Source organism: Anoxybacillus sp. ST4 (genome assembly GCF_019448545.1).
GTDB classification, from domain to species: Bacteria; Bacillota; Bacilli; order Bacillales; family Anoxybacillaceae; genus Anoxybacillus; species Anoxybacillus pushchinoensis.
Genome location: NZ_JAHZOE010000013.1, coordinates 23,234 through 44,718 on the forward strand (window position 1 = coordinate 23,234; position 21,485 = coordinate 44,718).

Consider the following 21,485-nt stretch of genomic DNA (forward strand, 5'->3'; position numbering starts at 1 on the left):
TACTGTTCTCAATCTATCACATTTTTTGTCGATGTTCAATGGAAATGTGTTAAACTACGGATAGAAAGGAGGAAGACGATGATCACGTTTGATTCGTATCATATCAAATGCAACGATTAGAAAACGGACAGCTCCTTTATAGCGCGCTCGTGCATTTTAAAGCAAAAAAATAGAGCGTTACGGACGACGCTCTATTTCTTTTAGTTGTTGCACTTTCGTCGGCTTCCAGCCTTCATCGGTTACCCATTCGATAAATACTTTATAATGTTCCGTTTTATCTTTTTTCGAGACGGTAGCAACCGCATGATTCGGGCTTCCCCCATTTCCGATAAACCAGACGATAAGATCGGACGAAGAAATGCCTGTCGCATAACTAATAGCATCGAGCATCTCTTTCCAATCGACCGAGTTTTTATCGTATTGTGTCACATGTGGCTCAGATTGGGTCGTGCCGATCGGCTGCCATGTCGGATTGACGATTTCACGAATCACGTTTGAGTTTGGATCATCAACAACCGTTTCTTCGACTTGTTCCTTATTTTCTTCTTGTTCTGTTTGTTGTTCAGATGGTTGTTGCTGTTCGTTCGTTTCTTGTTCGCTCGTTTCGACTTCAACCGGTTGCGGAGAGGCGTTCGTTTCCTTTACTGAACGGTCGTTGGCAAACAGCCATTTCCAGCCGAAAAATAAAATGAGCGCAAACACAATCATAATGAACGTATTTAAGATGCGGTTCACTTTTCTTTGCTTTGAACGTTTCGCAAAACGGCTGCTCACTCTTCTTTCCTTCCTTTCTGTTCTAACTCGTATGTTGCCCGAACGATATCGGCAAAAATAGCGTTTGTGGCTGAGGCAGATGACGTTGTTTCTAATTGTACCACAACGAGCGCGTATTTTGGACGATCAGCCGGAAAATAACCTGCAAACCATCTGTTCACGATCCCTTCTTTCCCCGTTTGTGCCGTTCCCGACTTTCCAGCTACTTCGTAAGGCAATGATTGAAACGAACGCCCGGTGCCTTCTCGGTGCGTGACGACAAGTCGCAAAAGTTGTTGTAATTGTTCAACCGTCTCTTTCCGTAACGAATCCGTTGTCAGTCGCTGCTCAGCAAATGTAAAAAACGTCGTTCCATTTTTATACATCATTTTTTCAACCGCACGCACTTGTTTCGCCTCGCCACCGCGCGCAATCGTCGCCATCATATTCGCCACCGCAAGCGGTGAGAGGCGCACATCTTTTTGCCCAATGGACGTTTGGGCAACGGCAAGAGGAATTTTTTTATCCCGTTCATCTGTCCAAATCTTTCCTTGTTTCTCTTCACGAAGCGGGCGAAATGATGAAAAATGATACACATCCCCTTCCCAGCCGACGCGCGGAAGCAAACCGAGTTTTTGTGCATATACATCAAACATCTTTTCGTCTATGGCGATTAGCTGCTTTCCTAACTCGGCAAACGTGTTGTTACAGCTAATTGCAAAACTATCTTCAAACGTGCGCATTCCTTTCTTTTTTTCTTCCGGTTCGCCGTTAATTTTTCGATTGCAGTTAAACTGCTGTCCTTGGACAAGCCCGTGTTCAAGCGCCGCAGCGGCAACGACAACTTTAAAAACAGAGCCTGGCACGTGAGGAAGCAACGCTTGATTTTGAGCGGCGTCGTTTGCATACGGATCTCGCTCGTCAATCGCCGGGGCGCTAACGAGCGCGACAAGATCATTCGTTTCAATATCAAGCAAGACGACAGCACCTTTTTCCATATGATATTGCGAAACGATTTGTTCGACGCGCTGCTGAAAAGAACGGTCGATTGTCGTCTGCACCGTAATCGGATAAAACGGGTTCGCTTGTTCTGTATATTTCACATCCATGCCAAAAAGTGGTTCACCACGCGCATCGACATGATACAATAGCTTTGTTTCTCCGTCTGGAATTAAAAATTCATCAAATGAGCTTTGCAAGCCAGATACGCCAATTTTCATATTTGGCGATAACTTTCGCCCTCCGTATCGTTCTTTTAGCACCTTTTCGTTTTGACCGAGCAGCCCAATCAAATGTTGAGCATATTTTTCTTTCTGTTCGATTTGCTTATGCACAGCGATAACGCCCGGAATGCGCATCTCATTTATCCGTTCCATTTGCCATGGCTGAAGTTGAACAGGTTGTTGACCGTCATGTAAAATGATTGGGCCTTTCGCTTCCTCTAGCTGTCGCTTGATCGCTTCTTTCGGCAACGAAATGATCGTTGCGATGTCATCGATTGGCCAATCGATTTTTTTTAAAAAAGGAAATAAAACGAGCGTTGGCACGTATGCATACGTCAGCGGCTCTCCGTGACGATCGACAAATAATCCTCGTCCATCGTCAATGACGAGTTGTTGCGTACGTTGGGTGACGCTCGCTTCAATTAAATTTACACCGTGGAATGATTCGGTACTAATGAGTTGTAGTTGAACGAGCCGTCCTATGAATGCGAATATACATAGTTCAACGATCGTTAATATGATGATCATTCGTTTTTTTACCATAAAAAACACCTCGTCTTCATTGTCGACGAGGTGTTGTCTTTTAAAACCTATTTTACAGCAATGATTTTCACAACCATATCGCCACCCGGTGTATGAACTGTCACTTCTTCACCGACGCGGCGACCGATCAATGATTTGGCGATCGGAGAGTCGTTCGAAATTTTTCCTTCAAATGGATCAGCTTCCGCGCTACCGACGATCGTATACGATTCTTCTTCCCCATCTGGAAGCTCAATAAACGTTACCGTTCTTCCAAGCGATACGGTATCTGTCGTTTCTAAATCTTCTTCAATAATTTTCGCATTGCGAATCATATTTTCAAGCATTTGAATGCGGGATTCCACGAATGCTTGTTCATCTTTTGCCGCATCGTACTCCGAGTTTTCCGATAAATCGCCAAAGCTGCGCGCAATTTGAATGCGTTCAACCACTTCTTTACGCTTTACCGTTTTTAAATATTCAAGTTCTTGTTCGAGCTTCTCCTTCCCCGCTTTCGTCATCGGGTATTCTTTTTCCATTGACATGTAAACCACTCCTTTTTATTTATGTACGGAAAATGTACGAACGGTCTGTTCGTACAAAAGACAAAAAGTTTACATATTATCTATGCTATGGTATTACAAAATAGACTTTTGTTCAAGAATCGTTTGAATTTTTGTAACCATTAAATCGATAGCGACATGGTTATGCCCGCCTTCTGGAATAATAATATCAGCATATCGTTTCGTCGGTTCAATAAATTGATTGTGCATCGGGCGCACGACGTTTACATATTGTTCAATGACCGACTCAAGCGTACGACCGCGTTCTTTAATGTCGCGCAATAAACGGCGAATGATACGAATGTCAGCATCGGTATCGACGTACACTTTAATATCCATTAAGTTGCGCAATCGTTCGTCTTCTAATACAAGAATACCTTCTAAAATGATGACATCTTTCGGTTCGACGCGAATAACGTCGTTTGAACGCGTATGAAGCGTATAGTCGTATACAGGCTTATCAATCGGCTCGTAATTTAAAAGCTTGTTAATATGCTCGATCAGTAAATCGTTATCAAAAGCGAGCGGATGGTCGTAATTCGTTTTTAAGCGCTCTTCAAACGGCAAGTGGCTTTGATCTTTATAATAATAGTCTTGTTCGAGCATTAAAATGGAATGTCCTTGAAAATGTTCATAAATGGCTTTCGTAACGGTCGTTTTCCCCGAACCGGAGCCGCCAGCGACCCCGATGACAACCGGTTTCTTCCTCATGTTAGTGCCCCTTTCTCATCATGTTGTATGGGAAAACTTCGCGATCGACTTTAAAGCGAACAATTTGGAGCGGATGGCGAGCAGCATCAAGCTCATTTCCTTCCTCATCCCAAATCGTTTCAATAACTTGTGTAAAGTTCTCAATCTCAGGCCCGAAAAATTCTACTTCATCGCCCGGTTTAAAGAAGTTACGTTGTTGCAATGTGACGATACGTGTTTCTTTATCATAGTCAAGCACGAGTCCGACGAAATCGTACGTCGTCTTTTTACTATGAACGCCAAACATTTGCTCTTTGTAACCAGGAACACCTTCAAAAAAGGCTGGCGCTGTGTCACGGTTCGCGCATTTATCAAGCTCGTCTAACCACTCTTTGCGAATGACGAAATTGTCAGGATCAGCACAATATGCATCAATCACTTTACGATACACGCTTACAACCGTTGCGACGTAATGAATCGACTTCATCCGCCCTTCGATTTTTAAACTATCAATGCCAAGCTCAATCATTTTTGGAATGGATTGAATTAAGTTTAAGTCTTTCGGGCTCATCGCAAACGGATCGTCGTTTTCATCAAACAATGCGATAGCACGGTCTCCTTCGAGCTTGTACAAATCGTAATCCCAGCGGCACGACTGACAACAGCCGCCGCGGTTCGAATCGCGCGCAGTCATATGGTTGCTTAATACGCAACGTCCGGAATACGCAATACACATCGCGCCGTGAATAAACGTTTCGATTTCAATGTCGACTTTTTCTTTTATTTCACGAATTTCTTCCGCACTTGTTTCACGAGCTAAAACGACCCGTTCAAGTCCTTCTTCTTTCCAAAATTGCACAGCTTTCCAGTTCGTGAGCGACTGTTGCGTACTTAAATGCACCTCTAACTTTGGTGCGACGCGGCGCGCGGTTTCAATAATGAGCGGATCAGCGACGATAATGCCGTGCACACCAACGCGCTCTAACCCACGCAAATATTCTTCTAGCCCCGGAATGTTTTCATTATGTGCGTAAATGTTTGTCGTCACATAAATTTTCGCTCCGTATTTGCTTGCAAATTGCACACCTTCCGCCATTTCTTCAAGCGTAAAGTTGTCGGCATTGGAACGAAGACCGTATTCTTGTCCGCCGATAAAAACAGCGTCCGCTCCGTAATGAACTGCCACTTTTAGCTTTTCTAAGTTGCCTGCTGGGGCGAGCAGCTCTGGCTTTTTCACAATAACGCGCTTTCCATTAATGATTTGTGAGATGCTCACACGTCTCCCTCCTTTTCGTTTAATATACCGTTTCTTTGAAGAAAAAGCCGGTGTCTAACGGGCGATGTTGCGGTTGAATCGCTTCAATTTCTGCAAACAACTTCGCTTTTTCTTCTTCGTATTGTTCGCGATGTTCTACGCATAAATCAATGGCACGGCGATATCGTTTCGTTACTTCGGTAATATACTTTGGCTCATGAAGCACGCCGTCAATTTTAAAACTATCGATGCCCGCATCAATCATCTCTTCTAATTCATCAATAATACAAATATCGTTCGGACTCATAATATGCGTGCCGTTTTCATCTTCAAAAATTGGATAGCGATTATCGCGCTCTTTATCGTATAAAAAGAGCCCTTTCGTATATTTCATTTGTTGTACTTCCATAAACTTTCCTTGATATTCGAAATAGTTGCCGATGAGGGAACGTTTCGATTGGAACATGCACGTCATGCCGTGCACTTGCACTTCAATTTCCACTTCGGCATGCTTTTTAATATCAATTATTTCTTCCATATTTAACTCGCGCGCAAGAACGGCGCGTTTTGCCCCTTTTCGTCCCCAATAGTTGCACGCATACCAGTTTGTCGCTGTCGTTTCTGTATTCCAATGAAGCTTCATATGCGGTGCGACTTCACGTACCGTCATTAGCACGGCTGGATCGCCAAATACGATCGCATCAACTTGTTGTTCCGCTAAAAAGCGGACATAGTCGCCTAATTCGTCCACTTTATCGTTATGAAACAAGGCGTTCATCGCGACATATACGCGCACACCGTGCTTTCGTGCCACGTGCATCGCATCGACGATATGTTGTCGGGAAAACTCCCCTGCTAGACGCAAGCCGTACCGTTGTTCACCAATAACGACAGCGTTTGCTCCCGCTTGAGCAAGCTGTTCCATATGAGCGACGCTCGTTGGCGTAACAAGCAATTCTGGTTTTTTCATTTCATTCACCTCGTTTTTTTGATATCGCCATTCCGTCACCGATCGGAATGATGACCGTCTCATAGCGCGGATGCGCCATAAGCCATTCGTTATATGCTTGAATTTTTTTTATGAGTTGGCGAATACGTTTTTGTTCCACTCGTTCGTCTAAAGCGACAAACCCTTTAAACAAGACGTTATCCGTTATAATGATGCCGCGTTCTGTTAAAAATGGCTCGTACAACTCAAAAAAGCGGCGATATTGTCCTTTTGCCGCATCAATAAACAACACATCAAACGGGGCATATGTTTTCACTTCATCGCTCATAGCGAGCGCATCGCCAAATAACAACGTAATTTGCCCTTTCGTATTCGTCTGCTCCGTGTGAGCGAGCGCTTGGTTATAGCGCGCTTCATCTCGCTCGATCGTGACAATGTTCGCATTCGGTAACGCTTTTGCCATCCGAATAGCAGAGTAGCCAATAGCTGTGCCGATTTCTAATATGCGCGCCGGTTGAATAAGTTTTAATATGTGCAACATCGTCTCGATGCTCAGCGCATCCATAATCGGAACTCCGTGGTCGCGCGCATATCGTTCAATAGCCACGATCGCTTCATCTTTTTCTGGAAGCAATGATTCAATATATTGAACAATTTCCTGATTTACCAACGAACCGTCCTCCTCGTAAAAACAAGAGTTCAAACGAGTTGAACTCTTGTTTCATCACGATCCATAACTTTATATATACTATCATAATTCAAAACAAAATGCGAACGTTTTATTGCTTTCCGATATATTTTGCCTTTTCCCGATTGTGTTCGTCAAGCGTTTTTGTGAAAATAACCTCCCCTGCCGGCGTAGCTAAAAAGTAAAAGTAGTCTGTTTCAGCAGGATGAAGAGCCGCATGAATCGACATTTCGCCTGCGTTTGCAATCGGCCCTGGCGGAAGTCCTTTATACATATACGTATTGTAAGGCGAGTTTACTTCTAAGTCTTTGTAGTATACACGCGATTTATGCTGTCCGAGCGCATATAAAACAGTCGGGTCCGTTTGAAGCGGCATTCCTTTTTCAAGACGATTGTAAAAGACGCTGGCGATTTTTTCACGATCCGCCTTTTCAGTCGCCTCTTCTTCAATTAAAGATGCCATCGTCAATAGCTGATGAACAGTCATGCCGCGCGCTTCCATATCTTCTCCGTATTTCGCTAACACTTCTTCCGTTTTAGCAATCATCGTTTCGATTATTTCTTCAAGCTCCGGTTTTTCTTCTGTAAACGAATACGTCGCGGGAAATAAATATCCTTCCAACGCATAACGAATATCTTTGTTCAACATATCAGCTGTTAAAACGGTAGGATATTTTTTCATCAACTCTTCAATGTACGTACGATTTGTTAACTTCGCCATCACGTCTTGCGAGGAATAGCCTGTTTTTTGCGAAATAATCGTCGCAATTTGCGTCAGCTGCTTTCCTTCTGGAATCGTTATTTTCAACTTCGCTTCCTTCACGACTTTTCCTGTTTTCAGTTGTTCGGCAATTTCTCCTAACGTCATCGCTTTTGTAAACGTATAACGACCAGCTTGAAAATCGGCGTGGTTTTTAAATTTTACGTAGTAACGAAAAATCGTTGCATCTTTCACTACACCGTTTTTTTCTAATATGTTGGCAATCGTATATACGGATGAGCCGATCGGAATGTCTACTTGAATCGGCGTTCGATCATTCGGATCCACAGGCTGCAATGCGGAACGAATATATACAAACAAGCCAATGCAAGCAACAATCATAAGGAATAAAAGAGGTGCAGTAATATATAAAACAATTTTTCGCACCGTTTTCGCTTCATGTTCTTGTAACATGCGTCATCCTCCCCTCACTTTTGACATTATACTACAAATGAAGACATGACATAAATAAAAAAAAAGAAGCTGACGCGCAGTCAGCTCCTTATCCTTCCATATCTTCCTCTTCTTCCTCACCGAGGAACGTGTTTAACATTTCTTCAATCATATCCCATTCTTCTTCTGTTTCGATCGGCTGCAGTTCTCCTGCTTGTCCGTCTTCTCCTGGAATGAAAGAAGAAGCATGAATTTCAATTTCGTCGTTGTCATCTTCTTCTGCACCAATTGGATAGTACAACACGTAAGATTTTCCAAACTCTTCAGATTCAAATGTAAACAATACTTCGCAAAGTTGCTCATTGCCGTCTTCATCGACGACCGTAATGTGTTTTTCACCGTGTTCCATCATGTTCACCTCAATTGTTTATTGTCTAAATACGACTGTAAAATCATCACTGCGGCCATTTTGTCAATGACTTGCTTTCGCTTTTTTCGACTGACGTCCGCAGCGATCAACATCCGTTCTGCCGCCATCGTGGATAATCTCTCATCCCATAAGACGACAGGGAGTGAAAACGTCTGTTTCACTCGTTCGGCAAAACGTTTTGTCGCCTCACCACGCGGTCCGATCGTACCGTTCATATTTTTCGGAAACCCGATGACGATTTCTTCGACCGCATATTGCTCAATGAGCTGCCGCAAACGGTCAAAACCATACTGTCCGCTTTCTTCATCAATGCGGATCGTCTCGATGCCTTGGGCTGTCCATCCTAACTCATCGCTTACGGCAACGCCGAGCGTTTTCGTTCCAACATCTAACCCTAAAATACGCATGTCGCTATTCCTCACGATGTGTTCGTAAATAAGATTTCACTAATTCTTCAATTAATTCGTCGCGATCGACTTTGCGAATTAAGTTTCTGGCATCTTTATGACGCGGGATGTAAGCTGGATCACCAGACAATAAGTAGCCGACAATTTGGTTAATCGGATTATACCCTTTTTCTTGCAATGCGTCGTATACGGTAAGCAACACTTCCCGAACGTCGACGTCCATCGGTTCTTCTGGGAAGTTAAATTGCATCGTGTTATCAAACGATCCCACCGTTCTTTTGCACCCCACTCTCACGTTCCATGAAATCTGGTATATCCATCCTTACATCCATTGTACACGATTTCCATCGTTTATTAAACAGATTTTACCCATTGTTCGACAAATTTAAGTGCTTCGTCTACTTTATTCGCATCTTTTCCACCTGCTTGCGCCATATCCGCTCGGCCACCGCCACCGCCGCCGCAACGCGTCGCCACTTCTTTAATGAGTTTTCCTGCGTGATAGCCGCGGTCGATTAAATCGTCTGTTACACCGACAATTAAGTTTACTTTATTTTGTTGTACAGAAGCAAGTACAATGATTGCCGATCCTAATTTTTGTTTTAAATCGTCGACCATCGCACGCAAGCCGTTCATATCTACGTTATTCACTTTGCTTGCGACAAGTCGAATGCCGTTTACTTCTTTCGCCTCGTTTACTAAGTTTTCTGCTTCCATATGGCTTAAACGAGCAGAAAGCGATTCGTTTTCCCGCTGTAATTCACGCATATCGTTCATTAACGTATCGATGCGCGTTAATACGTCTTTCGGGTTCGTTTTTAGTTTTTCCGCTGCTTCTTTTAATAATGCAATTTGATCGTTCATTAAACGATACGCCGCTTTTCCTGTCACCGCTTCAATGCGTCGTGTACCAGCGCCAATACCGGACTCTGAAACGATTTTAAATAAACCGATTTCCGCTGTATTTTTGACGTGGCAGCCGCCGCAAAGCTCTAAACTATAATCGCCCACTTGTACCACGCGTACGATGTCGCCATATTTTTCTCCAAATAACGCCATCGCTCCCATCGCTTTAGCTTCATCAAGCGGCTTGTAGTCAATGACAACAGGGATATTTTTCCAAATTTGTTCATTAACGATTGCTTCAATTTGCTCAAGTTCTTCTTGTTTCACTTGGCCAAAATGAGTGAAGTCAAACCGTAAACGATCAGGCGCAACGAGTGAGCCTGCTTGGTTGACATGCACGCCAAGCACATCTTTTAATGCTTGATGCAACAAATGCGTTGCTGTATGGTTTTTTACAATATCGACGCGCGCAGCTTCATCGACACGCGCTGTATATGTGCCGTTCGTTTGAATGGTGCCATGTTCAACGACAATATGATGCAAATGTTGGCCGTTTGGCGCTTTTTGTACGTCTTTCACGTACGCCTTTCCTGTTTCCCCTTCAATCCAGCCGCGGTCGGCAATTTGTCCACCGCTTTCTGCATAAAACGGCGTTTCACGCAACATGATTTGCGCCTCTTGTCCTTCGCTTACTTCGCTTACAAGTTGACCGTCTTTGACGATCACTTCAACAACAGACGAAACAGAAAGTTGATCGTAGCCGACAAACGTACTTTGTACTTTAATATCACCTAATACGCCGCCTTGTACTTGCATCGAATCGACATCTTGACGAGCTGCACGTGCGCGCTCGCGTTGACGTTCCATCTCGCGTTCAAAGCCGTCATGGTCAATTTTCATTCCTTCTTCCGCCGCGTACTCCTCCGTTAATTCAACAGGGAAACCGTACGTATCGTACAAGCGGAATACGTCTTCGCCGCTAATCGTATCGCTGCCGCGTTCTTTTTCTTTTTCGATGACGCTCGCTAAAATCGCCAATCCTTCATTTAACGTTTCATGGAATCGCTCTTCTTCGTTTTTAATCACTTTTTGAATAAACGCAGCCTTTTCTTTCACTTCAGGGTAATAGTCAACCATAATTTCACCGACAACGGGAACGAGTTCGTACATAAACGGACGTTGAATGTTTAGTTGTTTCGCATAGCGAACGGCACGGCGCAACAAACGGCGCAACACGTACCCGCGTCCTTCGTTTGACGGGAGCGCCCCATCGCCAATCGCAAACGTAACGGTACGAATATGGTCAGCAATTACTTTAAATGCTACGTCTTTTTCTGCATCGGTGCGATACGTCTCACCTGAAATTTGTTCTGTTGCACGAATGATCGGCATAAATAAATCCGTATCAAAGTTCGTCGGTACGTCCTGTAAAATGGAGCACATCCGCTCGAGTCCCATACCTGTATCAATATTTTTCTTCGGCAGCGGAGTGTACGTGCCATCTGGATTATGGTTAAATTGCGAAAAGACGAGGTTCCATACTTCTAAATAACGTTCATTTTCTCCACCTGGATATAATTCTGGGTCGTTCGGGTCGTTGCCAAATTGTTCACCGCGGTCATAAAAAATTTCTGTATTCGGCCCGCTCGGCCCTTCCCCAATATCCCAAAAGTTTCCTTCTAACCGAATAATTCGCTCTTCCGGCAACCCGATTTCGTTATGCCAAATATCGAACGCTTCTTCATCTTCCGGGTGAATCGTCACAGAAAGACGGTCTGGATCAAAACCGATCCATTTTTCACTCGTTAAAAACTCCCATGCCCAATGAATCGCTTCCCGTTTAAAGTAGTCGCCGATAGAAAAGTTTCCGAGCATTTCAAAAAACGTATGGTGGCGCGCCGTTTTTCCGACGTTTTCGATATCGTTTGTGCGAATCGACTTTTGCGCGTTGCAAATGCGCGGGTTGTCTGGAATGACGCGGCCATCAAAATATTTTTTTAACGTCGCTACGCCGCTATTGATCCATAAGAGCGACGGATCGTCAATCGGGACGAGCGATGCGCTCGGCTCAACCGCGTGACCTTTTTCTTTAAAAAAGTCTAAAAACATTTGACGTACTTGAGCAGATGTTAGCTTTTTCACGTTTCCTTCCTCCCTTAAAAATATAAAAAACTCCCATCCCTGCTCAGGGACGAGAGCTTGCTCGCGGTACCACCCTGTTTATGGACAGATGTCCATCACCTCAACCGCCGTAACGTGGCTTCGTCGGCAGGGTTTGCCTGCACTCAGGATTAGCGTTCTGTTACCCTTCATCTGGAATTTCTTTCAGCCGCGGAAATTCCTCTCTGTGCGCCAAAAGCGCGTTAAGATGGACTGTAACATACTCGATCCTTCATCGTTTTTTTATGTATTACTCTTGTGAAAATTATAGACAAGCCCCTTTTTTTTGTCAATGTGCCATCGTTTTCAACGAGCGAATGTGGGGGAATGTCGCCTTCGCAATGGCAACGATAGGGACAGCAACAATTAAACCGAGAACCCCTCCAACTTCTCCACCGACAAATAATGAAAACATGATGATAAGTGGATGTAAATGTAAACTTTTCCCGACGATAAGCGGAGATAAAATGTTTCCCTCAATAAACTGCAAAACAAAGATGATGCCGACAGTAAGAAGCAACATGTTCATCGATACCGTCGCAGCAATGATAGCCGCTGGAATGGCGCCAATGATCGGGCCGAAATATGGGATGACGTTCGTCACACCGACAATGATGCCGAGCAAAAGTGGATATTTCATGCCGATGAGCCAAAACGAAAGCGTGGCAGCTGTCCCAATGAGCAAGCATACGAACAATTGCCCCCGAATATACCCGCCGAGCGTTTTATCAACATCGCGCAAAAATTGAACACCTTTTTTACGCCATTTGTTCGGAGTTAGCTCCCATGCTGTTTTTTTAATAAGTTCGACATCTTTTAACATGTAAAAAGCGATAAACGGGATAATAAAGAAGACGATGAGACGATTAATCCACTGTTTTAACCCGATAATCGTGCCTGTTACCGCTTCGCTAATAAACGATTCCGCTTCTGTTATCAACGCTTCAACCCGTTTATGCACATCGTAAGGCCATGTCGCCGTCTCTTCGTGAATAGTCGTTGTCCACTGTTCATACGTGCGCACAAACATCGGCAAACTTTTATTCAAGTCTTCTAGCTGAGCAATAAATAGCGGTGTACCTTTGTAAATAGCGAAGCCGACTCCCCCAAAAAATAACGCATAAATAAAAAGAATCGCTAACGCCCTCGGCATGCCACGCCGATGAATATATTCGACGACTGGATGAAGCAAATACGTAATAAACGCGGCGATGAGAAACGGTGTAATTAATTTGATCAACATATGTAGAAATGGTAGCCATACGTTCTTTAATTTCACAACGAAATAAATCAAAATGACAACAAGCAACATTTTCGTTACGCGAACAAAAAAGTGGATATGCGGATGTTCCAAAACAATCCCTCCCTTACTTATATAGTGTGAAAATAAAAGGGAGATGTTATACAACAAAACGGCACCCTATAAGCAGGATGCCGTCTGTCGTTACATAAATGGGCGCAACATTTGTTTGCCGACTTTCCTCACATTGCGCATATTCATGCCGCCGTTTCGTTGTGCTAATTGGTAGGCAGCAACCCCTGCACCGATCGCAATTAAAGAAGCGATTGTTCGATTCATCGTCATTCTCCTTTCATTACGAAGACAAAGTTCGTTCTTGTTCACTAAATAAATCGTCGAGCGAGCTGAGCGTCCCATCTTCTTCTACTTGATGCGTATAAATCATCCCTTTTTGAACGGTTAGCTCAATAAAACAATTCCAGCAATAATACTGATTCGCTCCTATTTTCCCTAAATCTTTACTTTGGCAATTCGGACACTTTAACATAAAAAGGCACGCTCCTTTTTATTTTTTCTTCTATCATTGGCATTTTTTTACGAAAACATACGTTCAATTCAGAAGAGAAGCGTGCCCATGTTTGTGTCCATCGTTATGTTATGTCATTTTCCATGAAGTCATACGGGGTAACACCTTCCATTCCGATGTTTGCATCTTCCATCGGAAGCAACGACTGTTCAGGCGAAATGATTGCTGTTAATTTGTCATATAACGTCGTTTGTCTCGTTCCATCATCTGTTCGCATCACCCCGAGCTGGAACGCTTCTTCTTCGCCACATAAAATTAAGTATTGTTTACTGCGCGTCACTGCTGTGTATAATAAATTGCGCCGAAGCATACGATAATAACTTTTTACAACCGGCAAAATGACGATCGGAAATTCGCTTCCTTGCGATTTATGAATCGAACAACAATAAGCGTGTGTAATTTGGTGCAGTTCTTGTTTCGGATATGTTACTTCATTTCCATCGAACGAAACAACAACAAGGTCTTGTTTTTCTACATTTTCGTTGGCGTAAAAAATCGCAACAATTTCTCCAATGTCGCCGTTAAAAACATTTTCATCTGGCTGATTAACAAGTTGTAGCACTTTATCACCGACGCGATATGTTACATCGCCGAAAACAAGTTCTCGCTTTTGTTCATCTTTTGGGTTAAACAGTTGTTGCAACGTCTCATTGAGCCGATCAATTCCTGCATGTCCACGATACATTGGCGCAAGCACTTGTACATCTTTGGCACGATACCCTTTTTGCTTCGCATTTTCAGCAACTTTTTTTACTACGTCAACGACTTGTCCACCTGTGCATCGAATGAATGAACGATCCTTTTGCGGCAAAGTCAAATCATCTGGAATATGCCCATCTTTCATCGCATGGGCAAGTGAAATAATTGATGAACCTTCCGCTTGGCGATAAATATCTGTTAATCGAACGGTCGGAATGACGTTTGCGCGAAGTAAATCTTTTAACACTTGTCCAGGACCAACAGATGGGAGCTGGTCTTCATCTCCGACAAAAATGACTTGCATAGACGATGGGACGCACTTCAACAATTGATTAGCTAACCACGTATCAACCATCGACATTTCGTCAACGATAAGCAGCTTGCCGCGAATCGGCTCATTTTCATCGCGTTGAAATCCTTCCCCGCTCCATCCGAGTAAGCGATGAATCGTCATCGCCTGCAAACCGGTAGATTCCGTCATACGCTTTGCTGCTCGTCCAGTTGGGGCTGCTAGTAAAATCGGAAACGGCTCATCCGCATCATAGCTCGCTGGATCAAGCGACAGTCCGTGCAATTTCGCAAACAAATGTACGATACCTTTAATAACCGTCGTTTTTCCCGTTCCCGGTCCGCCTGTCAAAATAAATAATGGGGAACAAATCGCTTGTTGAATTGCTTCCTTTTGCTTTTGGGAATATTGCATGTTTGCTTCTTCTTCCCATTCCCCGAGCGCCAGCAAAAATTCCGCTTCAGAAAATGTCGCCATATCCGATTGTTGCAACAACCGTTTAACGTTTGACACAATGCCCTTTTCAGCGAAATAGAGGGAAGGAATATAAAAACGATCTTCTTCCATAATTAACTTCCCTTCTTCGGACAAGTGAATCATTTCACGGGAAATGCATGCAACGTCAATTTGTTCTTCACGTTTCGCTTCTAACAGTCGTTTCACTTCATCAAGCACTTGTTCATACGTCATATATACGTGACCTTCTTGCATACAATGTTGTTCCATGACGTATAAACAGCCGGCGCGAATGCGCTCTGGGTGATTGCCAGAAATGCCAAGCTGCAACCCGAGATCGTCAGCGCGTCCAAACCCGATTCCTTCAACATCTTCAACAAGTTGATACGGATTAGTGCGGATGACTTGAAGCGTTTCATCTTTGTACACTTGATAAATTTTCATCGATAATTGCGGACCGAAGCCAAATTGCGACAGCGCAATCATAATTTGTTCTAACCCTTCATGTTCGCGCAACGTTTCGTATAATTGCTTCGCCTTCGCTTTCGTCAACTTCGGCACATTGTCAAGCACGTCGGGATCTTCTAATATTTTAGAAATAGCACGCTCCCCTAACGTTTCCACGATCGCCGCCGCTGTTTTTTTACCGATTCCTTTAAACATCCCACCAGATAAATATTGAATGACGCCTTCTTTCGTTTCTGGAAACTCTTTTCGAAAATGGTCAACAACATATTGTTTCCCAAAGCGCGGATGTTCTTTAAACGAGCCGAAAAACGTGTACGTATCATACTCGATAAGCAAAGGGAAATAGCCTGTTACAACAACATCTTTTTCTATATGCGCCTCGTTTGTTTCTTCGACGCGTACACGAATGACGGAATATAAATTGTCTTCGTTATGGAAAATGGTACCGATATGGACACCTTTAATAAACGACCGTCCATCTAGGTCTAACTGTTGTTGCAACGCCCTCTCCCCCTTTTCTTATTGTAGCGCTCGTTCCATTAACTTTTTCCCGTGACCAGCTAACAAATGATCAGGTTGAATCGCAAGCGCCTTTTCAAACATTGTATGCGCCGTTTGTGGATCGTCTTTGTACGCATATGCAACGCCTAAATTATAATACGCATCGGCATGCTCGTCGTTTAGTTGAATTGTTCGTTCGAAATATGTCATCGCTTCATCGACAAACTGCAATTGCGCTAAGCAAAGTCCGAGTTGAAACGTCGCTTCCACGTCGCGCTCGTTTAATTCCACCGCTCGTTGCAAATACGGCATCGCCAAGCGCGGTTGCTCTAAATACATAAGCGACATACCGAGCATAAAAAATACATCGCCGTCCGTTAAACCGGCTTGAATGGCACGTTCAAACTGCTCTTTCGCCCGTTCGAACTGTTGGCGATTGTAATAAATCGATCCGAGTCCGTAATACGCCGTTGCCGCTTTTTCATCAAGTTCAAGCGCTTTATGAAAAAAACGAATCGCTTTGTCTTCTTCCCCAACCGCCGCCAGTACGTTCCCAAAATTAATGTAGCCGACAGCGTCGTTCGGTTGCTTTTCAATTGCTTCGTGAAAGCATTTGACTGCTTCTTCATACTTTCCTTGCTGCATATATTGAATTCCTTGCGCGTTGTAATCCATCTTTCTCACCTCATATGAATATTATAACAAAAAAACCTTCAACTCGTCTGTCGAGTTGAAGGTTAGCCAACGTACGTGAGCTGTTTTCCGTCACGGAACACTTGATCAATCGTACCGCCACCGAGACATCGTTCGCCGTCATAAAAAACGACGGCTTGTCCCGGCGTTACTGCGCGAACACGTTGGCTAAACGAGACACGGGCTGTCGTCTCATCGATCATTTCTACTGTAACGGGTACATCCGGCTGGCGATAACGAAATTTCGCTGTGCACGAAACTTGTCCGCTCGGCCGTCGATCACTTACCCAGTTTACGCCCGTCGCAATGATTTCATCCGAATAAAGAAGTTCATTATCAAATCCTTGTGCCACGTATAAAATATTTTCTTTTACATTTTTTCCAACGACAAACCACGGCTCGCCGCTTCCACCGATACCAAGTCCATGACGTTGTCCGATCGTATAGTACATCAATCCGTCATGCGTTCCTTTTACTTCTCCATCGAGCGTTTGCATGCTGCCCGGCTGCGCTGGTAAGTAATTGCTTAAAAATTGTTTAAAATTGCGCTCGCCGATAAAACAAATGCCTGTACTATCTTTTTTCCCTGCTGTCGCAAGCCCTGCTTCTTTCGCGATTTCACGCACTTGCGCTTTTTGTAGCTCCCCAATTGGAAAAAGCACTTTCGATAGTTGAGCTTGTCCGAGCTGGTTTAAAAAGTACGTTTGATCTTTATTGGCATCCAACCCGCGCAACAGTTCATACTCCCCATCGCGATAGGCGACGCGCGCATAATGACCTGTCGCTAAATAATCTGCACCAAGCGCCATCGCATGTTCTAAAAATGCTTTAAATTTAATTTCTTTGTTGCACATCACATCTGGATTTGGCGTACGACCTGCTTTATATTCATCTAAAAAGTACGTAAACACTTTCTCCCAATATTGCTTTTCAAAGTTGACTGCATAATACGGAATGCCAATTTGATGACAAACACGTACAACATCTTCATAATCTTCCGTCGCAGTACATACACCGTTTTCATCTGTATCGTCCCAGTTTTTCATAAAAATACCGATAACATCGTACCCTTGTTGTTTCAATAAAAGGGCAGCAACGGACGAATCGACTCCTCCTGACATTCCAACAACTACTCTTGCCATTTTTCCCCCTCCTTTCACGCCTTCGTTAGTCTTTTTACAATTTTTGATATTTCTTGTGCGGCACGTTCTATTTGTTCTAACGTATTCCCGTATCCGAAGCTAAAACGAACGGATGAACGAATGCGATCCGACTCACTTCCGTACATCGCCACGAGCACATGAGACGGATCAATCGAACCGGCCGTACACGCGGAACCGCTTGATGCCGCAATGCCAGCTAAATCTAAATTAACAAGCAACGCTTCCACATTTGTCCCGAAAAAAGCGACGTTCAATACGTGCGGCAAGCGAGACGTTTCATGACCATTGATGGCGTAACGAATCCCTTCTCGTTCAAATGTGTTTACCATCACATGTTGAAACTGTTCATACAACATTTGCTTTTCGGCCATCGTTTGTTGAGCGATTTCAGCTGCTTTTTGCAATCCGACAATGCCTGGTACGTTTTCTGTCCCTGCGCGTCGCTTCCGTTCTTGTTCTCCACCATATATGTGTGGGGTAAGGCGAACGCCTTCGCGCGCATATAAACATCCTACACCTTTTGGTCCATTAATTTTATGGCTAGACAGAGAAAGTAAGTCAATGTTCATCTCATTGACGTCAATCGGAACGAGCCCGTACGCTTGCACAGCATCCGTATGAAAATATGCCCCATGTTCACGAAGCAAGTGACCGATTTCGTTAATCGGCTGCAACACGCCTGTTTCGTTATTTCCGAACATAATGGATACAATGATCGTATCATCGCGCAAAGCACGTTTCACTTGCTCGACCGAAACCGTTCCGTGTTCATCCACAGGTAAATACGTCACATCAAATCCTTGTTTTTGTAAATATTTGCACGTATTTAATACAGCATGGTGCTCTACAGATGTTGTAATAATATGACGACCTTTTTCACGATTTGCCATCGCCACGCCGATGATCGCTAAATTGTCTGCTTCTGTTCCGCCGCTCGTAAAAATGATTTCGTTCGCCTTTGCTCCAATCGTTTTCGCTATCGTCTCTCGCGCCTCATCAAGCGCGCGTCGACTATCACGACCAAATGAATGAATGCTCGACGGGTTGCCAAAAAACGTCGTCATATACGGAATCATCGCCTCTATCACTTGCGGATGAACAGGAGACGTCGCTGCGTGATCTAAATAAATGCGCTCCAAATACATTCTCCTTTCTTAAATATAAAACATATATGCACCGCCATCGTCTTCCGTATGGCTCGCTAAGTCTTCGAGCGTCGTGCTATCTAGCACTTCTTTTACCGCATCGCGAATGCGCATCCACAATTCGCGTTTCGCTGGCTCTTCGTCTTCTAGTTCTTCAACGACTTGCAACGGACCTTCTAGCACGCGAATTACATCGCCTGCTGTAATTTTTGACGGCTCATTCGCTAACACATAGCCGCCATATGCTCCGCGAATACTTTTGACTAAACCGGCGTTTCGCAACGGGGAAATGAGCTGTTCTAAATAATGTTCCGATAAATTGTTCATTTGCGCAATCGATTTTAACGAAATCGGCCCCTCTCCATACCGCTTGGCCAACTCAATCATAATTGTTAAGCCGTATCGGCCTTTCGTAGATATTTTCAAACTGATCATCCCCTCATTCACTGTCAAAAGAAACACAAGCCATTATAACATAAAAATGCGTCGCAAAGGAACGTTACTGCTTCTTCCGTTCGTTTAACCGCTCATATACATGGGCAAGCTGTTTTTCTTCGCCGCTTTGCTTTGGTTTGTAATATTGCATCCCGATTAAGTCGTCTGGCAAGTATTGCTGCTCTACCCAACTATACGGATAATCGTGCGGATATTTATATCCTATTCCGCGGCCAAGACGTTTAGCGCCGGCATAATGAGCATCTTGCAAATGTAGCGGAATCGACTGTCCTTTTCCGTTTCGCACATCATGAATGGCCGCATCAATCGCCTTATATGCGCTGTTGGATTTTGGAGATAAGCACATGTCAATCGTGACTGTAGCAAGAGGAATGCGCGCTTCTGGCATGCCGAGGCGTTCGGCTGCTTGAATGGCACTCATCACTTTTACGCCGATGAATGGGTTTGCTAACCCGATATCTTCATAAGCAATAACAGCTAAGCGACGGCAAACGGCGGTCACGTCCCCCCCTTCAAGAAGCCGGGCTAAATAGTGAAGCGCCGCATCTACATCGCTGCCTCGCACGCTTTTTTGAAAAGCAGATAACAAAGAATAATACGTATCCCCTTGTTTATCATACGTCAGCCCCTTATTTTCTACACAAAACGAGACGGTTTGTATATCGACGATAGCGCGTTGATCTCCTTGTTTTGTCGCATACACCGCTTCTTCTAACATCGTTAATGCCGCGCGCGCATCACCGTTTGCTCCTTCTGCAATGATAGCAAGCGCTTCATCACTTATATCAATATGCCAACTTCCAAGCCCACGCTTTCGATCATGGAGAGCTCGACGTAATAACTCTATCGTTTGTTCTTTTGTCAAAGGATGCAGCTGTTTGATTTGCCCTAAACGACTACGAACAGCTGGGTTGATGGAATGAAACGGATTTTCAGTCGTCGCACCAATGAGTGTAACGAGCCCGTTTTCAACGTGCGGCAATAAATAATCTTGTTGCGCCTTTGTAAAGCGATGTATTTCGTCAATAAATAAAACGACGTTGCCTTGAAAACGAGCGTCAGCTACAATCTCCTCTATTTCTTTCTTCCCCGCTGTCGTGGCATTTAATGTATAAAACGGGCGCTGTAACGTGCCAGCAATCGCATAAGCGAGCGATGTTTTCCCAACACCTGGTTGACCGTAAAGTAAAAGGGAAGGGACGTACCCATTTTTGATCATACGATACAACGCTGTATGCGCTCCAATAACATGATCTTGCCCGACGACTTCATCAATCGTACGCGGACGCATGCGATAAGCAAGAGGTTCTTTCATTTGTCTCCCTCCACCTTACAGCGCCAGCGCTGCCCGTAGCGCCGGGACGAACTGACGCATATCGCTCTGTTGTAAATAAAAAAGAAACGCTTCAACAATTGCTTTTCGCGGCTCATCTTTTTTTATTTCTGCTTCCAGCTGTTCGAGCAGCTCAATCATTACGCGATCGGTCGTTTCTTCAATCATTTGCGTCACGATCATAAGCGCTCGCTCTTTTTCGGCTTGCGCATCGTGAGCAAATAGCGGCACATCATGTTCTAAACTATCGACGAGCGCATCAAGCCGCCGCATTAAAAACGGCGCTAACCGTTGAAAAGGAAACGGTTTTTGTTCAAAGAGGGCAAAAAACAAATATTCTTTGACCATTCCATTTAACATGATGGCGCAATCGAGTACAAACGGACGGATGCGCTCACCGTACATATTTATGAGCGATTGAACGTACCAGTCAAACAAATGAGAACGAATGCGCAAAACGAGGGCGTGAACATCTTCGCTTACTTTTTGAGCGTGATCGCCCATATGCATTTGTACAATTTCTTTATGTTGTTCAAACGCCTCAATTTGTAGCGAAAGTTGCTTTAAAAATTTTTCTCGCGCCGTTAACGAACGGTCTGATGCAATGTGTGCAAACTGTTGAAACAACTGATCGTAATGGTATTGAAAAATAGATAATACAATTTCTTCTTTCGATTTGAAATAGTTGTATAGCGACCCTTTAGCTAAATGACTATGTTCAGCAATTTCTTGCATCGATGTCGCATGATACCCTTTTTCTGCAAATAGCTTCATGGCGACTTCAATAATTTGCTCTTTTCTACTCATACCGCCCCAT

The 21,485-nt window shown here is 44.0% G+C and carries 22 protein-coding genes; all 22 read right to left on the reverse strand.

The window, feature by feature from the left end; translation table 11 throughout:
* Positions 1-177 precede the first annotated feature (177 nt).
* Positions 178-774: a YrrS family protein gene (locus K1I44_RS09505; RefSeq protein WP_003396162.1), complete on the reverse strand. Its 597-nt coding sequence runs from the start codon at positions 772-774 to the stop codon at positions 178-180.
* Positions 771-2,519 (reverse strand): peptidoglycan D,D-transpeptidase FtsI family protein, encoded by a 1,749-nt coding sequence (locus tag K1I44_RS09510; RefSeq protein ID WP_219986017.1) that lies wholly within the window; start codon positions 2,517-2,519, stop codon positions 771-773. Before K1I44_RS09510 ends, K1I44_RS09505 begins: the two co-directional genes overlap by 4 nt.
* A gap of 47 nt (positions 2,520-2,566) precedes the next feature.
* Positions 2,567-3,043 (reverse strand): transcription elongation factor GreA, encoded by a 477-nt coding sequence (greA, locus tag K1I44_RS09515; RefSeq protein ID WP_003396167.1) that lies wholly within the window; start codon positions 3,041-3,043, stop codon positions 2,567-2,569.
* A gap of 93 nt (positions 3,044-3,136) precedes the next feature.
* Complete coding sequence (gene udk, locus K1I44_RS09520; RefSeq protein ID WP_003396168.1) at positions 3,137-3,772, reverse strand: uridine kinase; 636 nt, start codon at positions 3,770-3,772, stop codon at positions 3,137-3,139.
* Between the two features lies 1 nt (position 3,773).
* On the reverse strand, positions 3,774-5,027 hold the full coding sequence (locus K1I44_RS09525) for a peptidase U32 family protein (protein WP_003396169.1): 1,254 nt from the start codon (positions 5,025-5,027) through the stop codon (positions 3,774-3,776).
* 19 nt (positions 5,028-5,046) lie between these two features.
* A complete protein-coding gene (locus K1I44_RS09530) occupies positions 5,047-5,976 on the reverse strand; it encodes a peptidase U32 family protein (protein ID WP_219986018.1) in 930 nt (309 codons plus the stop codon).
* Position 5,977: 1 nt separating this feature from the next.
* Positions 5,978-6,625 (reverse strand): O-methyltransferase, encoded by a 648-nt coding sequence (locus K1I44_RS09535; protein ID WP_219986019.1) that lies wholly within the window; start codon positions 6,623-6,625, stop codon positions 5,978-5,980.
* Positions 6,626-6,734: 109 nt separating this feature from the next.
* The gene (gene mltG, locus K1I44_RS09540) at positions 6,735-7,817 is read right to left on the reverse strand and encodes an endolytic transglycosylase MltG (protein ID WP_003396174.1); all 1,083 of its coding nucleotides are present in this window, start codon (positions 7,815-7,817) and stop codon (positions 6,735-6,737) included.
* A gap of 88 nt (positions 7,818-7,905) precedes the next feature.
* On the reverse strand, positions 7,906-8,205 hold the full coding sequence (locus K1I44_RS09545; protein WP_003396176.1) for a DUF1292 domain-containing protein: 300 nt from the start codon (positions 8,203-8,205) through the stop codon (positions 7,906-7,908).
* Between the two features lie 5 nt (positions 8,206-8,210).
* Positions 8,211-8,633, reverse strand: coding sequence for a Holliday junction resolvase RuvX (gene ruvX / locus K1I44_RS09550; protein ID WP_003396178.1), 423 nt, complete (start codon positions 8,631-8,633; stop codon positions 8,211-8,213).
* A 4-nt stretch (positions 8,634-8,637) separates the two neighbouring features.
* Positions 8,638-8,904, reverse strand: a complete 267-nt coding sequence (locus K1I44_RS09555; RefSeq protein ID WP_219986020.1) for an IreB family regulatory phosphoprotein — start codon at positions 8,902-8,904, stop codon at positions 8,638-8,640.
* Between the two features lie 83 nt (positions 8,905-8,987).
* On the reverse strand, positions 8,988-11,621 hold the full coding sequence (gene alaS / locus K1I44_RS09560) for an alanine--tRNA ligase (RefSeq protein WP_219986021.1): 2,634 nt from the start codon (positions 11,619-11,621) through the stop codon (positions 8,988-8,990).
* Positions 11,622-11,928: 307 nt separating this feature from the next.
* Positions 11,929-12,993, reverse strand: a complete 1,065-nt coding sequence (locus tag K1I44_RS09565; RefSeq protein ID WP_003396188.1) for an AI-2E family transporter — start codon at positions 12,991-12,993, stop codon at positions 11,929-11,931.
* A gap of 90 nt (positions 12,994-13,083) precedes the next feature.
* Positions 13,084-13,224 (reverse strand): YrzQ family protein, encoded by a 141-nt coding sequence (locus K1I44_RS09570; protein ID WP_006320530.1) that lies wholly within the window; start codon positions 13,222-13,224, stop codon positions 13,084-13,086.
* A gap of 10 nt (positions 13,225-13,234) precedes the next feature.
* The gene (locus tag K1I44_RS09575) at positions 13,235-13,426 is read right to left on the reverse strand and encodes a hypothetical protein (RefSeq protein WP_003396198.1); all 192 of its coding nucleotides are present in this window, start codon (positions 13,424-13,426) and stop codon (positions 13,235-13,237) included.
* 103 nt (positions 13,427-13,529) lie between these two features.
* On the reverse strand, positions 13,530-15,878 hold the full coding sequence (gene recD2, locus K1I44_RS09580; RefSeq protein ID WP_219986022.1) for an SF1B family DNA helicase RecD2: 2,349 nt from the start codon (positions 15,876-15,878) through the stop codon (positions 13,530-13,532).
* Between the two features lie 18 nt (positions 15,879-15,896).
* Positions 15,897-16,553, reverse strand: coding sequence for a tetratricopeptide repeat protein (locus tag K1I44_RS09585; RefSeq protein ID WP_219986023.1), 657 nt, complete (start codon positions 16,551-16,553; stop codon positions 15,897-15,899).
* Between the two features lie 62 nt (positions 16,554-16,615).
* Positions 16,616-17,713, reverse strand: a complete 1,098-nt coding sequence (gene mnmA / locus K1I44_RS09590) for a tRNA 2-thiouridine(34) synthase MnmA (RefSeq protein WP_003396207.1) — start codon at positions 17,711-17,713, stop codon at positions 16,616-16,618.
* Positions 17,714-17,727: 14 nt separating this feature from the next.
* Complete coding sequence (locus tag K1I44_RS09595; protein ID WP_219986024.1) at positions 17,728-18,873, reverse strand: cysteine desulfurase family protein; 1,146 nt, start codon at positions 18,871-18,873, stop codon at positions 17,728-17,730.
* 15 nt (positions 18,874-18,888) lie between these two features.
* Positions 18,889-19,305, reverse strand: a complete 417-nt coding sequence (gene cymR, locus K1I44_RS09600) for a cysteine metabolism transcriptional regulator CymR (RefSeq protein ID WP_003396211.1) — start codon at positions 19,303-19,305, stop codon at positions 18,889-18,891.
* A 73-nt stretch (positions 19,306-19,378) separates the two neighbouring features.
* Positions 19,379-20,650: a replication-associated recombination protein A gene (locus K1I44_RS09605; RefSeq protein WP_219986025.1), complete on the reverse strand. Its 1,272-nt coding sequence runs from the start codon at positions 20,648-20,650 to the stop codon at positions 19,379-19,381.
* Between the two features lie 15 nt (positions 20,651-20,665).
* Positions 20,666-21,475, reverse strand: coding sequence for a TetR/AcrR family transcriptional regulator (locus tag K1I44_RS09610; RefSeq protein ID WP_219986026.1), 810 nt, complete (start codon positions 21,473-21,475; stop codon positions 20,666-20,668).
* Positions 21,476-21,485: the final 10 nt, after the last annotated feature.

Coding starts and splice junctions, on each gene's coding strand:
- K1I44_RS09510 (WP_219986017.1), bottom strand. CDS start 2,519: ATGGTAAAAAAACGAATGATCATCATATTAACGATCGTTGAACTATGT.
- greA (WP_003396167.1), bottom strand. CDS start 3,043: ATGTCAATGGAAAAAGAATACCCGATGACGAAAGCGGGGAAGGAGAAG.
- udk (WP_003396168.1), bottom strand. CDS start 3,772: ATGAGGAAGAAACCGGTTGTCATCGGGGTCGCTGGCGGCTCCGGTTCG.
- K1I44_RS09530 (WP_219986018.1), bottom strand. CDS start 5,976: ATGAAAAAACCAGAATTGCTTGTTACGCCAACGAGCGTCGCTCATATG.
- mltG (WP_003396174.1), bottom strand. CDS start 7,817: ATGTTACAAGAACATGAAGCGAAAACGGTGCGAAAAATTGTTTTATAT.
- K1I44_RS09545 (WP_003396176.1), bottom strand. CDS start 8,205: ATGGAACACGGTGAAAAACACATTACGGTCGTCGATGAAGACGGCAAT.
- ruvX (WP_003396178.1), bottom strand. CDS start 8,633: ATGCGTATTTTAGGGTTAGATGTTGGAACGAAAACGCTCGGCGTTGCC.
- K1I44_RS09570 (WP_006320530.1), bottom strand. CDS start 13,224: ATGACGATGAATCGAACAATCGCTTCTTTAATTGCGATCGGTGCAGGG.
- K1I44_RS09575 (WP_003396198.1), bottom strand. CDS start 13,426: ATGTTAAAGTGTCCGAATTGCCAAAGTAAAGATTTAGGGAAAATAGGA.
- K1I44_RS09585 (WP_219986023.1), bottom strand. CDS start 16,553: ATGGATTACAACGCGCAAGGAATTCAATATATGCAGCAAGGAAAGTAT.
- mnmA (WP_003396207.1), bottom strand. CDS start 17,713: ATGGCAAGAGTAGTTGTTGGAATGTCAGGAGGAGTCGATTCGTCCGTT.
- K1I44_RS09605 (WP_219986025.1), bottom strand. CDS start 20,650: ATGAAAGAACCTCTTGCTTATCGCATGCGTCCGCGTACGATTGATGAA.
- K1I44_RS09610 (WP_219986026.1), bottom strand. CDS start 21,475: ATGAGTAGAAAAGAGCAAATTATTGAAGTCGCCATGAAGCTATTTGCA.